The organism is Micromonospora sp. DT47 (assembly GCF_049844475.1).
GTDB lineage: Bacteria > Actinomycetota > Actinomycetes > Mycobacteriales > Micromonosporaceae > Micromonospora.
Genome location: NZ_JBNCLC010000004.1, coordinates 292,872 through 307,180 on the forward strand (window position 1 = coordinate 292,872; position 14,309 = coordinate 307,180).

Below are 14,309 nucleotides of genomic sequence, written 5' to 3' on the forward strand. Positions count from 1 at the left end.
CCTCCCACCTGCGTGTTTCTACCCACACCCGGATAAGCTGACGCCGGGTCGTGACGGCCGGGAGCATACCCGGCGGAACCGGGCGGCGACAGGTGACGCCGGGTGGGAAGGCGACTCCAATGGCGACACCGGCAATCGGCTCCTCCATGCTCACCCGACGCGGGATGCTCACCGCAGTGGCCAGTACCCTCCTGCTCAGCGCCTGCGGGCGCGACAACGGCAGCGCGGACGGCGGTGCCCCCAGCTCCTCACCGGGGTCGAGGACCTGGTGGTCGGCGTCAGCCTCGAGCTGACCGGACGGGGCGCCGCGCTCGGCGGGCCCCAGGAGCGGACCCTCCAGATCACCGTCGACACGCTCAACGAGTACGGCGTGCGGGTCGGCAACCAGCGCCGGAAGGTCCGCCTCGAGGTACGGGACAACGCCAGCAACCCGCGGCTGGCCGCCCAGCAGGCCACCGAGCTCGCCACCCGGGAGCTTCGTCTACAAGGTCACGCCCGACTCCGGTGAGATGGCGTCCCGGCTCGCCGACCTGCTGGGCGAGCAGGGCAACCGTCGGGTGGCGCTGCTGGCCGGCAGCGGCCTGCACGGCGACGCCGGCGTGCAGGCGATCGGCCCCGCGGTCGCGTCGGTGGGCGCGGAGCTCGTCCGGACCAGCCGGCTGCCGGTGACCGGCTCGAGCTTCCTCCCCGTCGCGCAGGTGGTGGCCCGGAGGAAGCCGGACGCCGTCGTGGTCTGGGCCAACGCCCCCGATTCCGGCTCGGCGGCCCGGGCACTGCGCCGGGCCGGGTACCGGGGCCCGCTCTTCTTCGACGCCGCGGCGGTCGCCGAGGACACGCTCGACGACGTGAACGCCGAGGCCATGGAGGGGGCCGTACGCCGTGCACCCGGTGTCGCTCGGCGGCAACACGCTGACGAACACCACCACCGGCGCTCTCGCCCGCCGCGACCTGACCTTCCGTTACCTCCACCGGTACGGCAGGTACCGGGGCTTCGCCCCGTACGCCTCGGACGCCCTGACCCTGATCGTGGAGGCCGCGCGGGCCGCCGACAGCCTCGACCGGGGACGGATCCGGGCGTACCTGCCGACGCAGTCGATCGACGGCATGGTCGGCCCGTACGCCTTCGAGCCGAGCCGGCACAACGGCCTGACCGGCGCCGCGCTGGGCATCTCCACGGTGACCAACGGCAGCTGGCCGGTTCTCCTGACCTGGCCGCCACCCCGCCGCCCGCGTGGTGGTGGGGCGGCCCCGGACAGCGACGAGCGCCCGGGGCGGCCGGAGCCGCCACCGGGCGCGTCGAGGCCGTCAGGCCGGGGCGACCGCGCGCGAGCGACGCATGGTCAGCACGTACTCGACCAGCGAGATCAGCACGTGCTTGGTCGACTCCCGGTTACGGGCGTCGCAGGCCACCACCGGCACGTTGGTCGAGATCGCCAGCGCGTCCCGGACATCCTGCGGGTCGTGGTACTGCATACCGTCGAAGCAGTTGATGGCCACCAGGTACGGCAGCCGCCGGTGCTCGAAGAAGTCGATCGCCGCGAAGCAGTCGGCCAACCGGCGGGTGTCGACCAGCACCACGGCGCCGATCGCACCGCGTACCAGCTCGTCCCACATGAACCAGAACCGTGTCTGGCCCGGCGTGCCGAACAGATACAGGATCAGGTCCCGGTCGATCGAGATGCGCCCGAAGTCCATCGCCACCGTGGTCGTCGTCTTGCCCGGCACCTGCCGGGTGTCGTCGACGCCCACGCCGGCGGAGGTCATGATGGCCTCGGTGGTCAGCGGAGTGATCTCCGAGACCGAGCCGACCAGCGTCGTCTTGCCGACGCCGAAACCACCGGCGATAACGATCTTCGCCGACGTCACTCGCCCACTCGGGTTCGGCGGGCGGTGCGACATGTCAGAGCCTGCGAAGTCCACTCAGCACCCTCTCCAGCAGTTCAGTGCCCACCGCGTCGTCCGAGTCGTCCAAGATGGTCGGCTCGTGGACCGCGACCAGGCCGTCCGTCGCCATGTCGGCGATGAGCACCCGGGCCACGCCGAGCGGAAGCTGCATCCGAGCCGCGATCTCGGCCAGCGACTGCACGCGTCCGTCACACAGCGCGGCGATGTACTGGTGCTCTCGGCCCTGGCCAACGTTGCCACTGGCAGCGGCCCGACCGCGCACCGTCGTCTCGACGAGCGCCTCCATGGCGATGTCGAGGCGGGGACGGGTACGACCACGGGTCACGGCGTATGGACGGACCAACGCTCCGGTCGGTTCGTCACGATCGGCCATGTCGCCGCTCACCTCCCTCGTACCCGACACCGGCTCTCACCGGTGGAACCCGTCATTGTTGTTGTGTCGTTGCTGTCCCGCCGACCGGCTGGTCAGCGGTCAACCCATCATCCCGACAGCCGTACGCGGCTGCGGGGTCAACGCGTCGCCCACCCGGTCGACCAGCAGTGCCATCTCGTAGCCGACCTGGCCGACATCGCAGCTGCGGGCGGACAGCACCGCGAACGAGGATCCGTCCGAGATGGACATCAGGAACAGGAAGCCGTTGTCCATCTCGACGACGGTCTGCAGCACCGCGCCACCCTCGAAGCAGCGGGCCGCGCCCTGGGTCAGGCTGACCAGCCCGGACGAGATGGCCGCCAGCTGGTCGGCCCGGTCCCGCGGCAGGTCTCGTGACGACGCGAGGAGCAGGCCGTCCGCGGAGACGGCGACCGCGTGCGCGACACCGGGCACCCGGTCGGCGAAGTTGGCCAGCAGCCAACCGAGATCCTGCGTAGTTGTCATCCTTCTTGCTCCTTCTGCCCGCTCCCGGCCGCCCGGCCTGAGCCGGACCGCGAGGATTGCTGCCCTCCCGGAGTCGCCTCCGGGTTGGTGGGGTTGCTGTCCGAGGGGTTGCTGCGCCCGCGCTGCACGCCCCGATGGTAGGCGGAGAGCAGACCTCGCACGGCCTCCGGCGACCGGCGCTGGACCGAGGTGGTGGGCTTCTCCACCGCACCCGGCACGAGCTGGGCCATCGGGGTCCGCTTCGGCAGGCCGGTCTGGGTGGTCGCGTCCACCGGCACCTCGGAGGCCGCCACGGCGGCCCGCCAACCGTCGTCGGCGGCGGTCTGCCAGCCGGGGGACTGCTGCGGAGGCCGACGGGTGGGCAGGCTGTCGGCGGAACCGGGGCGAGTGCCCCCGTTCGTCGTCTGCCCGTTGTCGCGCGGCGCTCCTCCGGCCGTCGGGGTGTTTGCCATCGGTGCGTTACCTGTCGTCCCTGGTGGGGTCTGCTGGACGGGGCGACCGGCGGCGTCGACGGCAGGCATCTGCTGGGTCGCGGTGTCGTTGGGAGCCGCCTTGGCGCCGGCCGCCTCCTCGGGCCCCGGTCGGCGGGTACGGAACCAGGCCGACTCGAGCTCCCGGAAGATCGGCAGCTCCATCGTCTCGTCCGCATACCGCTGCCGGTTGGGGGTCTGCTGGGGCGTCGGCGGGCGGTTGGCCGGCCGCGTCTGGGCCGCGCGGACCTGCGGCGCGGCGGGCTGCGCGGTCGGCTGCCGCACCACCGGCGGCGCGGTCGGGGCCGCCGGCTCGGCGGTCTCGGGACGCGCCACCCGGGGCAGCTCGGAGGTCATGTCCAGGGCGGCGGAGAGCCGCTCCGGGACCAGCGGGGTCGCCGCCTCCCGCTCGGGGCTGGCCACCGGCGGCCAGGCCGGCGGCGCCGCTCCGGCCCCGGCCTGCGGCGTGGTCGGCCGCTGCGGCAGGGCACCGGCGGGCGGCGCGGAGACCGGAGGACCGGAGTACGGCTGACCGGAGTACGGCTGACCGGAGTACTGCTGACCGGAGTACGGCTGACCGGAGTAGGGCTGACCGGAGTAGGGCTGACCCGACACCGGCTGGCCGGAGGTCGGCGCGGCCGAGACCGGGACGCCGGAGATCGGCGGCAGCGGCGGGGCCGAGACCGGGGGCACCGGCGGTGAGGAGACCGGCGGGAACGGCGGCGAGCTGTACGGGCGCGCCTCGGGGCTGCTCGGCAGCTGCCGCGGGATGACCGGCTGCTGCCCGGTGCTCGCCGGGTCGACGTCGCCCGCCCGCCGCTGCGGGAGGGGGTCGACCGACTGGCCGTTGGACGGACGCGGGGCGAAGCCGTCGCTGCCGCTGGCGCCGGTCAGGTCCGACCAGGCCGGCATGGACCGCATGCCGGCCGCGGTGCCGGCGCCGTTGCGCGGGGCCGGGTCGAAGGGGCGGCCACCGAGGGTGACCTGGTTGCCCGAGTCGCCGGGGCGCGGCGCCGGCGTCGGGCCGCTGCTCAGGGCGGGCAGCGCGCCGAAGGCCGGGGCGACCCCGGAGGTCTGCGGGCCACCGGCGGCGGCCGGCAGCGCCCCGGGCTGGCGGCCGGAGAGCGCGCGGGGCACCAGCACCGAGGTGGGCAGGGTGACCTCGGCCACCGTGCCGCGGCCGGAGCCGGGGCGCAGCTCGGCCTTGACCCCGTGCCGGGACGCCAGTCGGGCGACCACGACCAGGCCCATCATCCGGGAGACGGCCACGTCCACCTGGGGCGGCGTGGCGAGCCGCTCGTTGAGGTCGGCCAGCTGGTCGGCGCTGATGCCGATGCCGAGGTCCTCGACGTAGAGCGTCGCCCGGTCGCCGATCCGGCGCGCCTCCACCATGACCGGGGAGTCCGGCGGGGAGAACGCGGTGGCGTTGTCGAACAGCTCGGCGACCAGGTGCACCAGGTCGTTTACCGCGTGCGCGGCGACCTCGATGTCCCGGTCGATGATCCCGAACTCGATCCGGGTGTAGTGCTCGACCTCGGACTGCGCGGCGCGCAGCACGTCGATCAGGGCGGCCGGTTCGCGCTGCACGCGGGTGGAGTCGGCGCCGGCGAGGACCAGGAGGTTCTCGTCGTTACGGCGCATCCGGGTGGCCAGGTGGTCGAGCTGGAACAGCTCGGCCAGGCGGTCCGGGTCCTCCTCGCCGCGCTCCAGCCGGTCGAGGTGGCCGATCAGCCGGTCGACCAGGATCTGCGAGCGGCGGGCGAGGTTGACGAACATCGTCGCGACGGAGGAGCGGAGCGCGGCCTGCTCGGCGGCGGTGCGGACCGCCTCCAGGTGGACCGCGTTGAACGCCTCGGTCACCTGGCCGAACTCGTCCTTGCTGCGCACCGGCAGCGGCTCGGCGATCTGGTTGGCCAGCTGGGCCGGGGAGAGTCCTCCGCTGGCCTGCGGGTCGCGCAGCCGGGCCACCGCCTGGGGAAGGCCGTACTGGGCGATGGACAGGGCGCCCTGACGCAGGTCGCGCAGGGAACGGGCCATCGACCGGGCGACCAGGTACGCGAAGAGGATGGCCAGCAGCAGCATGCTGAGCAGCAGGCCGGTCTCCAGGAACACCTGCCGCTGGACGTCCGAGCGGAGTTCGTCGGCCTGCCCGACCACGTTGCCGTCGAGCTTCACCTCGACGGACCGGTACAGCGCGGAGTAGGCCACCATGGCCGCGTCCCACTGGTCCGGTCCGAAGTCGATCGTCTTGGTGTCCTCGCTCGTCAGGCCGTTGATACGGCCGATGTAGACCTTGCCCTGGCGGAGGTCGGACCCGGCCACGGTCTGGTTGTAGAACTCCTGCTCGGACCTGGTCGCCACCGCCTGGAAGTTCTGCAGCGCCTGCAGCTGACCGGTGCCGGTGGCGATGTAGGTGTCCCGCAGGGCCGGCGGGTACGACTTCTTGTCCAGGATCTCGTGCACCGTGATGCGCTGCAGCGACAGGTATTCCTTCGTCCGGGCGACCGCGGCGGCGGCGCGCATCCGGTCGCTCAGGTCGTTGTCGCCGGCGATCTGGGTGGCCGAGTCCCGGATGCCGATCAGGTCGTCGATCACGCCCTGGTACGACGCGACGGCGTCGCTCCCGCTCAGCTTGCCGTTGTAGACCTGGCTGCGGGTACCCGGCAGGTCTTCGAGGCTCTGGTCGATCCGGTCCAGCAGGGTCTCGAGGCTGCCCGGCAGATCCTCGATCTCGACGCGCTGCTGCGAGTACGGCGCCTTGGACTGGTCCACCCGGGAGTTCACCCGGTTGTACGCCTCCTGGTACTGCTCCCGGGCCTGACCCTCCGAGGGCGAACCCAGCAGCAGGACGGCGGCGGTGCGCTCGTCCTGGAGGCTGTTCACCAGGTCACCCGAGTAGCCCACCAGGTTGGCGAGGTCACCGGCCCGGTTGGCGTTGTTGAGCGTCTGCAGGTGGTCCACCAGCCCGCTGGTGCCCACGATGACCGTGGCGATGGTCGGCACGATCATGATCAGACCGAGCTTGGACCAGATCGGCATGTCGCGGAGCCGGCCGGCCGGCCGGCTCAGACGCGACAGGAAGGAGCCCGCCGTCTTTGGCCGTTTGCTCACGTCACCGCCCTCGCGATTACAGCGTCCCGCGTTGCCTCGGGCAACGCCCAGCGACCGACCCGGCGGGTCGGACCTCCGAGATTCCATCACGCCGCCCCTGAAAGAGAAAGCCCAGGTTGGCGCTCGCCGAAGGTGTGATGAGATGTTGAGACACTTTGCTCGCATTCCGTCTGGCCGGAGTCACCGAACGTAATGGAATACCGTCACCGCGTCGTCCTGCTCGCCGGCCCCTCCGGCTCCGGAAAGTCGTATATCGCGCAACAAACCGGACTTCCCGTGCTTTGTCTGGACGACTTCTACAAGAACGGCGATGACCCTACGTTGCCGCGACAGAACGGCCTGGTGGACTGGGATTCGCCCGAATCCTGGGATGCCGGAACGGCCGTGGAAACGATTGCCCGGCTGGCGCGGGAGGGCAAGGCCGAAGTGCCGGTTTATGCGATCGGCGCCGACCGCAGGGTGACCACCCGGTCATTTGAGGTAGCCGGATCGCCACTTTTCATCGCCGAAGGGATCTTCGCCGCCGAGATCGTCGAGGAGTGCCGCCGACGCGGTCTGCTCGCCGGGGCGTACGCGCTGCGCCGCCCGCGCGGGGCGACCTTCGTCCGCCGGCTCACCCGCGACCTGGCCGAGCAGCGCAAGGCGCCCCGGGTGCTGATCCGGCGCGGGGTGGCGCTGCTGCGCGCGGAGCCCGCGGTGCTGCGCCGGCAGACCGGTCTCGGCGCCGAGGCGGCCCGGGCCCGCGACATCCTGCGGCGGGTGGCCGGCCTGGTCGCCAGCCACCCGCACCGCTGATCAGGCGGTCAGCTTCGCGTACCCGGGCTTGATCACCTCGTCGATGATCCGCAGCCGCTCGTCGAACGGGATGAAGGCGCTCTTCATGGCGTTGATGGTGAACCACTGGAGCTCCTTCCAGCCGTAGCCGAAGGCGTCCACCAGCAGCGCCATCTCCCGCGACATCGAAGTGCCGCTCATCAGCCGGTTGTCGGTGTTCACCGTCACCCTGAAACGAAGGTCACGCAGGAGCCCGATCGGGTGGTCGACGATCGATGCCGCCGCCCCGGTCTGCACGTTCGACGACGGGCAGAGCTCCAGCGGGATCCGCTTGTCCCGCACGTACGCGGCCAGCCGGCCGAGCACCGGCTGCGGTCCGGGGGTGATGTCGTCCACGATGCGTACCCCGTGGCCGAGCCGGTCGGCGCCGCACCACTGGATGGCCTGCCAGATCGACGGCAGCCCGAACGCCTCGCCGGCGTGGATGGTGAAGTGGAAGTTCTCCCGCTGGAGGTACTCGAAGGCGTCCAGGTGCCGGGTGGGCGGGAAGCCCGCCTCCGCGCCGGCGATGTCGAAGCCCACCACGCCGGCGTCCCGGTGCCGGACCGCCAGCTCGGCGATCTCCTGCGACCGGGCGGCGTGCCGCATCGCGGTGAGCAGGGTGCCGACCCGGATCGGCGTACCGGCGTCGGCGGCCTGCTCGCTGCCCTCGACGAAGCCGGCCAGCACCGCCTCGACCACCTCGTCCAGGGTGAGGTCCTGCTCCAGGTGCTGCTCGGGGGCGAACCGGACCTCGGCGTAGACCACGCCGTCGGCGGCCAGGTCCAGGGCGCACTCCCGGGCCACCCGGCGCAGCGCGGGCGCGGTCTGCATCACCGCGACGGTGTGCGCGAAGGTCTCCAGGTAGCGCTCCAGCGAGCCGGAGTTCGCGGCCTCCACGAACCAGCGGCCGAGCGCCTCCGGGTCGGTGGTGGGCAGTTCGTGGTCCACCTCGGCGGCGAGCTCGACGACCGTCGCCGGCCGCAGGCCGCCGTCGAGATGATCGTGCAGCAGCGCCTTCGGGACCTTGATGATGTCCTCGTATCGGATTGCGACCATGCTCAGACCCTAGTCAGGCCAGGGCCGGCCCCGGGGCGCGACCGTCCGGTCGCGCTCTGGGGCACGAGCGCGGAATCCGGTCAGGGGCGCCAGCCGTAGATCCGCTCGACGGCGAGCCGGACCACCAGCCGCCCGTCGGCGACCATCGCGGCCCGGTATTCGGCCCAGTCCGGGTGCTCGCCACGGATGCGGCGGTAGACCTCGACCAACTCCTCGACGGTGGCGTCGTCCTCCGCGGCGGCGGGCGGGGTGAGCGTGGCGGTCCCCTCGGCGACGGCGTACGCGCCGCCGTCCGGGGTGGTCACGTGGAAGCTGGCCCGGGGGTCCCGGCGCAGGTTGCGCGCCTTGGCCCGGTCGCCGGTGGTGGAGCAGCGGATCAGGCCCGGCTCGGCCAGGTAGTCGAGGTTGGACAGCTGGGGCCCACCTCACCCGGATGCAGCAGCGCGGGCTGGTCAGCCGGGAGGAGTGCGCGTCCGACGGCCGGGGCTCGATCGTGGCGCTCACCGCCGAGGGCCGGCGGGCGATCGAGGCGGCCGCGCCCGGCCACGTGGCCGCCGTCCGTCGCCATGTGATCGACCTGCTCGAGCCGGACGAGCTGGCCGCGCTGGAGCGGCTGACCCACCGGGTCGTCGACCGGCTCACCACCGGGCCCGCCGGCCGGGCCTGACCGCGCCGAGGCCGCCAGCCGCCGCCCGCCCGGACCGCGCCCGCCCCGGCCGCGGGCCCGCACGGCGGGACAGCCACCACCGCGTCCGGCCGCCGGGCCCGCCGGGCCGCCGACCCCGCTCACGTACGCTGCCCTGGTGACCGCACCGCACCCGTCCGACCAGCCCGGGAACGTGGTGCACCCGCGGGTACTGGCCCGGCTGCGCTGCCCGGTCTGCGCCGAGCCGCTGGCGCCGGCCGCCGACACCGGCGCCCTGCGCTGCCCGCGCCGGCACAGCTTCGACATCGCCCGCCAGGGGTACGTCAACCTGCTCACCGGGCGCGCCCCGCACGTCGGGGACACCGCCGAGATGGTGGCCGCCCGAGCCGACTTCCTGGCCGCCGGGCACTACGACCTGATCTCGTCCGCCCTCACCGGGGCCGCCGTCGAGGCGGTGGCCCGGACGGACCCGGACCCGGCGGTCGGGGCGTACCCCCTGGTGGTGGACGCCGGGGCGGGCACCGGCCGGCACCTGGCGGCGGTGCTGGCGGCGCTGCCCGACGCCGTCGGTCTGGCCCTGGACGTGGCCAAGCCGGCGCTGCGCCGCGCGGCCCGGGCCCACCCGCGGGCGGCGGCCGCGCTGGCGGACACCTGGCAGCGGCTGCCGCTGGCGGACGCGTCGACCGCCGTGCTGCTCAACGTCTTCGCGCCGCGCAACGGCGCCGAGTTCCGCCGGGTGCTCGACCCGGCCGGCGCGCTGCTGGTGGTCACCCCGACCGACGCGCACCTCGCCGAGCTGGTCGACGCGCTCGACCTGCTCCGGGTGGACCCGGCCAAGGCGGACCGGGTCGCCGACAGCCTGGCCGGGCACTTCACCCAGGAGCGGACGGCGGTGCACACCACCCGGCTGGCCCTGACCGGGCCCGAGGTGGCGACCCTGGTCGGGATGGGACCGAGCGCCTGGCACACCGACCCGGAGCGGCTGGCCGCGCGGATCACCGCGCTGCCCGAGCCGGTCGGAGTCACCGTAGCGGTCCGGCTCACCGTCTGGCGACCGCGCTGACCTCAGGTGGAGAGGTCGACCTCTTCCCAACCCGGCGGCTCGTCGTGGTACGGCCCGCGCAGCATGACCGCCCACTCCAACGCCCAGCGCCGCTGCCCGATCGCGTTGGCGTCCACCAGGCCGGGCAGCCGGCGACCGGCCTTCTCCGCCTCCAGGTACGCCCAGTCCAGGCAGTAGTGCAGGTCGAGCAGGGCGGCCGCGTCGGCCGGGTGCTGCGGGGCGGCCAGGATCCGGGACCGCCACTGGGCGAAGGTCTCCCCGCCGGCGATGTGCGGCAGCCGCTCGACCAGCCGTTCATCCACCGGCACGGTCGGGTCGAGCACCTTGGTCAGGCCGAGCACCCAGCACAGCGAGAAGAGCGCGTCGTGGTGCAGCACGAACGACCGGTGGTCACCCTTGCCGCCCATCACGAACTGCCACTCGGGCGGGGTGACCATGTCGACCAGGTGGGATCCGAGCAGCCAGCTCATCGCCGCCTGCGGCGGCATGCCGAAGCAGCGGGACAGGACGACGTGCAGCACCGCGATGCGCGCCTCGATCTCGCCGGTCGCGCGCAGCTCGATCTCGTCGCCGGGCTCCCAGACCAGGGGGAACTGGGCGGGCGGCAACGGCAGACGCAGCCGGGACAGCTCGTCCAGGCTCGCCTCACGGACTTCCCGGGGATCGGGGGCGGGTACCAGCACGTCGAAGTCCCTGTCTGCTCGCATCGGCGTCACTGCCGGTCGGCTCCCCCCTGGGCTGGGAGGACAGCGAGCCGGCAGGTCGGCACCATGATGCCCCACCGACCGCCCGCGGGCGGTCGGCCGTTCAGCCGATCCGCTCGATGACCAGCGGCGACGCCTGCGGCGCGGTGCCCCCGATCCGGACCGCCCGCTCGGCCTCCGCCCTCGCAGCCGGGATCCGGGTGGCCTGGTCGGCGCGCAGCTCGTAGAGGGGATCGCCGGCCCGCACCGGGTCGCCCGGGCGCTTGTGCAGCACGATGCCGGCGGGGACGCTGACCGGGTCCTCCTTGCGGGCCCGTCCGGCGCCGAGCCGCCAGGCGGCCACCCCGATCGCGTACGCGTCGACCGACTCGACGAAGCCGTCGGCCTGGGCGCGGACCACCTCGACCTCGTTGGCGCTCGGCATCGGGGCGTCCGGGTCGCCGCCCTGCGCGCGGATCATCGTGCGCCAGGCGTCCATCGCCCGACCGTCGCGCAGCGCGGCGGCCGGGTCGGCGTCCGGCAGGCCCGCCGCGTCGAGCATCTCCCGGGCCAGGGCGAGGGTCAGCTCGACCACGTCGGCCGGGCCGCCACCGGCCAGCACCTCCACCGACTCGGTCACCTCGACCGCGTTGCCGACGGTCAGCCCGAGCGGGGTGGACATATCGGTGAGCAGGGCGACCGTCCTCACCCCGTGCGCGCCGCCCAGCTCGACCATGGTCCGGGCCAGCTCCCGGGCGTTGTCGACGGACTTCATGAACGCGCCGGAGCCGACCTTGACGTCGAGCACCAGCGCGCCGGTGCCCTCGGCGATCTTCTTGCTCATGATCGAGCTGGCGATCAGCGGGATCGCCTCGACGGTGCCGGTGACGTCGCGCAGCGCGTACAGCTTGCGGTCGGCCGGAGCGAGACCCTCGCCGGCCGCGCAGATCACCGCGCCGACGTCGCGGAGCTGGGAGATGAACTCCTCGTTGCTGAGCGCGGCCCGCCAGCCGGGGATCGACTCCAGCTTGTCCAGCGTGCCGCCGGTGTGCCCGAGGCCGCGCCCGGACAGCTGGGGCACCGCGCCGCCGCAGGCGGCGACCAGCGGGGTGAGCGGCAGGGTGATCTTGTCGCCGACGCCGCCGGTGGAGTGCTTGTCGACGGTCGGCCGGGCCACCGGGGAGAGGTCGAGCCGCTCACCGCTGGCGATCATCGCGGCGGTCCACCGGGCGATCTCCGGCGCGGTCATCCCGCGCAGCAGGATCGCCATGGCCAGCGCCGCCATCTGCTCGTCGGCGACCTGACCCCGGGTGTACGCGTCGACCACCCAGTCGATCTGGGCGTCGGTGAGCACACCACCGTCCCGCTTGGTCCGGATGACGTCGACCGCGGTGAACGCACTCATCGTTGAGTTCCTCTGTTTCCTAGGTTCTGCTGATCGGCGGCGCGCCCCGGCGCGGGGGCCGGTCCGTGACCTCAGCCGGCGGGCCAGCGGGTGGGGATCTCCATCGGCGGTTCGCCCTCACCGGCCCAGAAGATGGTGCCGGAGGCGTCGACCACCACCACCCGCGGCGTACGGGCCAGCCCCCAGGTGATCGCCTCGGCGGAGTCATCCCAGCTCGGGCCTTCCTCCAGCACCCCGGTCTCGGCGCCCGCGTCGTCCCCGGCCGACCGCTCCCAGTACGCCGTCCAGACCTGCCGGCCGGCGGAGAGGTCGGGGTGGACGAAGACGGTGCCCCGACCGCGCCAGGCGGCCAGCCGGTCCGGCACCACCGGCACCGGGGTCTCGCCGACCACCGCCTCGATGTCGGCCACGTCGAAGGCGTGCGGCAGCAGCTCCGCCATCCGCAGCGGGCCGCCCTTGGACTCGATCAGGCACTCCGGGCCGCCCTGTTCCCAGAGCAGCTGGCGGCAGCGGCCGCACGGCATCAGCGGTTCGCCGGTGGCGTCGACGCAGGACATGGCCACCAGCCGCCCGCCGCCGGTGGCGTGCAGCGAGGAGACCACCCCGCACTCGGCGCAGAGCACCACGCCGTACGCGGCGTTCTCCACGTTGCAGCCGACCACCACCCGGCCGTCGTCGACCAGCGCGGCCGCGCCGACCGGGAACTTCGAGTACGGCACGTACGCGTGTCGCATCACCTCGGTGGCGGCGGCCCGTAGCCGCTCCCAGTCGATCTCGGTCATCCCACCATTCTGCCCAAGTCACCCTGGCCGGGCGCGGGAAGGGTCGGCCCGGGTGTCGACCGACACCGAGCGGCGCGGGAGACGGGGCCGGTCGGCGCACGACGAGTACGGCCAGCTGGCGCGGGACGGCCGCGGGGACGGCGGCCCGCACCCCGACGCGAATGTGCCCGGCGGGTCTCCCCGCCGGGCACGCTCGCGCGTCAGTCGAGGCCTCAGCCCTTGATGTACGGCTTGCCGTCCGCCGCTGGCGCCCGGACCCTGCCGACCAGCCCGGCCACCGCCAGGATCGTCGCGAGGTACGGCAGCATCGCCAGGAACTGGCTGGGGATGCTGCTGCCGATCGCGCCCAGGTACGTCCCCAGCTGGTCGGCGAAGCCGAAGAAGAGCGCGGCGAGCAGCGCGCCGGTCGGGCTCCACCGACCGAAGATCAGCGCGGCCAGGGCGATGAAGCCCTTACCGCCGATCATGTTCTTGGTGAACGAGTAGAGCGCCAGCGTGTACGAGGCTCCACCGATGCCGGCGACCACACCGGCCAGCAGCACGTTGCGGTAGCGCAGCCCCAGCACCTTGACGCCGAGGGTGTCCGCTGCGGTCGGGTGCTCACCGACCGAGCGGGTCCGCAAACCCCACCGGGTGCGGAACAGCGCGATGTGGATGACCAGCACCAGCAGCAGGCCGAGGTAGAGGAAGATGTTGCCGCGGAACAGCGCCGGCCCGATCAGTGGGATGTCCTTGAGCAGCGGGATCTCCCAGCTGGGGAAGCGCGGCGCGCTGTTGTACTTCTCCGCGTTGGTCTGCATCAGCCGCTCGTAGATGAAGCCGGTGACGCCGACCGCCAGCAGGTTCAGCACGATGCCGATGACCACCTGGTCGACCAGGTAGCGGATCGCGAAGACGGCCAGCAGCAGCGAGATCAGCGCGCCGCCGATCGCCGCGGCGACCAGGCCCACCCAGACGTTGCCGGAGATGCTGCCGAAGAGCGCGCCGCTGAACGCACCCATCAGCAACTGCCCCTCGATGGCCACGTTCACCACGCCGGAGCGTTCGCAGAGCACCCCGGCCAGGGCACCGAAGATCAGCGGCAGGGCCAGGAGGAAGGTGCCGCGGACGATGTTGACCAGCGGCATGAAGTTGCGCCCCTCGGGCGCGGCGGAGACCTGCCAGCAGAGGAAGCTCAGCACGAAGGCGACCAGGCCGACGCCGAGCGCCAGGGTGAACCAGCGCTTCGGCACCCCGGCCAGCAGGGCGCCGCCGGCCGCGGCGGCGATCACTCCGAAGAGGATCGCGCCGACCGTGCCGTTGATCTCCAGCGCCGCGCCGCCCTCGGTCTCGCTGAGGGTGAAGCGGGCCTGCTGGTCGGTGGCGAGCGCCCCGAAGAGCACCGCGGCGAGCACGCCCAGCGCCAGCAGGACCGCGCCGATCTTGCGGTTGCGCGTCCAGAAGCCCTCGTCGACCGTGGCGACGGCGACGTCGGGGACAGCGGTGGTGGACATGC

General features: G+C 73.2%; 13 protein-coding genes and 2 pseudogenes. 5 read left to right on the forward strand and 10 right to left on the reverse strand.

What is annotated here, in order from left to right:
- Window positions 1-268 precede the first annotated feature (268 nt).
- Together ACLQ2U_RS08500 and ACLQ2U_RS08505 are read left to right on the forward strand one after the other, a co-directional pair.
- Complete coding sequence (locus ACLQ2U_RS08500) at window positions 269-508, forward strand: hypothetical protein (RefSeq protein ID WP_425749998.1); 240 nt, start codon at window positions 269-271, stop codon at window positions 506-508.
- A 1-nt stretch (window position 509) separates the two neighbouring features.
- A pseudogene (locus ACLQ2U_RS08505) lies at window positions 510-815 on the forward strand (ABC transporter substrate-binding protein); the annotation flags it as partial.
- Window positions 816-1,305: 490 nt separating this feature from the next.
- Here the strand turns inward: ACLQ2U_RS08505 and ACLQ2U_RS08510 are convergent.
- The 4 genes from ACLQ2U_RS08510 to ACLQ2U_RS08525 form a co-directional block, all read right to left on the reverse strand.
- Window positions 1,306-1,899, reverse strand: a complete 594-nt coding sequence (locus ACLQ2U_RS08510) for a GTP-binding protein (RefSeq protein ID WP_425750139.1) — start codon at window positions 1,897-1,899, stop codon at window positions 1,306-1,308.
- 1 nt (window position 1,900) lies between these two features.
- Window positions 1,901-2,278, reverse strand: a complete 378-nt coding sequence (locus tag ACLQ2U_RS08515) for a DUF742 domain-containing protein (protein WP_425749999.1) — start codon at window positions 2,276-2,278, stop codon at window positions 1,901-1,903.
- A 99-nt stretch (window positions 2,279-2,377) separates the two neighbouring features.
- Entirely contained in the window at window positions 2,378-2,782 is a 405-nt protein-coding gene (locus tag ACLQ2U_RS08520; protein WP_425750000.1) for a roadblock/LC7 domain-containing protein, read from the reverse strand.
- Window positions 2,779-6,363, reverse strand: a complete 3,585-nt coding sequence (locus ACLQ2U_RS08525; RefSeq protein WP_425750001.1) for a nitrate- and nitrite sensing domain-containing protein — start codon at window positions 6,361-6,363, stop codon at window positions 2,779-2,781. Before ACLQ2U_RS08525 ends, ACLQ2U_RS08520 begins: the two co-directional genes overlap by 4 nt.
- A gap of 384 nt (window positions 6,364-6,747) precedes the next feature.
- Here ACLQ2U_RS08525 and ACLQ2U_RS08530 point away from each other — a divergent pair, with 384 nt between their 5' ends.
- Window positions 6,748-7,158: a hypothetical protein gene (locus ACLQ2U_RS08530; RefSeq protein WP_425750002.1), complete on the forward strand. Its 411-nt coding sequence runs from the start codon at window positions 6,748-6,750 to the stop codon at window positions 7,156-7,158.
- On the opposite strand, the gene ACLQ2U_RS08535 is transcribed toward ACLQ2U_RS08530, so the two are convergent.
- On the reverse strand, window positions 7,159-8,235 hold the full coding sequence (locus ACLQ2U_RS08535; protein ID WP_425750003.1) for an adenosine deaminase: 1,077 nt from the start codon (window positions 8,233-8,235) through the stop codon (window positions 7,159-7,161).
- 80 nt (window positions 8,236-8,315) lie between these two features.
- Window positions 8,316-8,660, reverse strand: a pseudogene (locus ACLQ2U_RS08540) (PPOX class F420-dependent oxidoreductase); the annotation flags it as partial.
- Between the two features lie 8 nt (window positions 8,661-8,668).
- On the opposite strand from ACLQ2U_RS08540, the gene ACLQ2U_RS08545 reads away from it, so the two are divergent.
- Together ACLQ2U_RS08545 and ACLQ2U_RS08550 are read left to right on the forward strand one after the other, a co-directional pair.
- Window positions 8,669-8,902, forward strand: coding sequence for a MarR family winged helix-turn-helix transcriptional regulator (locus ACLQ2U_RS08545; RefSeq protein ID WP_425750004.1), 234 nt, complete (start codon window positions 8,669-8,671; stop codon window positions 8,900-8,902).
- Window positions 8,903-9,077: 175 nt separating this feature from the next.
- Window positions 9,078-9,944, forward strand: a complete 867-nt coding sequence (locus tag ACLQ2U_RS08550; protein WP_425750140.1) for a putative RNA methyltransferase — start codon at window positions 9,078-9,080, stop codon at window positions 9,942-9,944.
- 2 nt (window positions 9,945-9,946) lie between these two features.
- Here ACLQ2U_RS08550 and ACLQ2U_RS08555 read toward each other — a convergent pair whose 3' ends face one another.
- The 4 genes from ACLQ2U_RS08555 to ACLQ2U_RS08570 form a co-directional block, all read right to left on the reverse strand.
- Complete coding sequence (locus tag ACLQ2U_RS08555; RefSeq protein ID WP_425750005.1) at window positions 9,947-10,651, reverse strand: DUF4272 domain-containing protein; 705 nt, start codon at window positions 10,649-10,651, stop codon at window positions 9,947-9,949.
- 100 nt (window positions 10,652-10,751) lie between these two features.
- Window positions 10,752-12,032 (reverse strand): thymidine phosphorylase, encoded by a 1,281-nt coding sequence (locus tag ACLQ2U_RS08560; protein WP_425750006.1) that lies wholly within the window; start codon window positions 12,030-12,032, stop codon window positions 10,752-10,754.
- A gap of 71 nt (window positions 12,033-12,103) precedes the next feature.
- Window positions 12,104-12,814, reverse strand: a complete 711-nt coding sequence (locus ACLQ2U_RS08565; RefSeq protein ID WP_425750007.1) for a cytidine deaminase — start codon at window positions 12,812-12,814, stop codon at window positions 12,104-12,106.
- 212 nt (window positions 12,815-13,026) lie between these two features.
- On the reverse strand, window positions 13,027-14,307 hold the full coding sequence (locus ACLQ2U_RS08570) for an ABC transporter permease (RefSeq protein WP_425750008.1): 1,281 nt from the start codon (window positions 14,305-14,307) through the stop codon (window positions 13,027-13,029).
- Window positions 14,308-14,309: the final 2 nt, after the last annotated feature.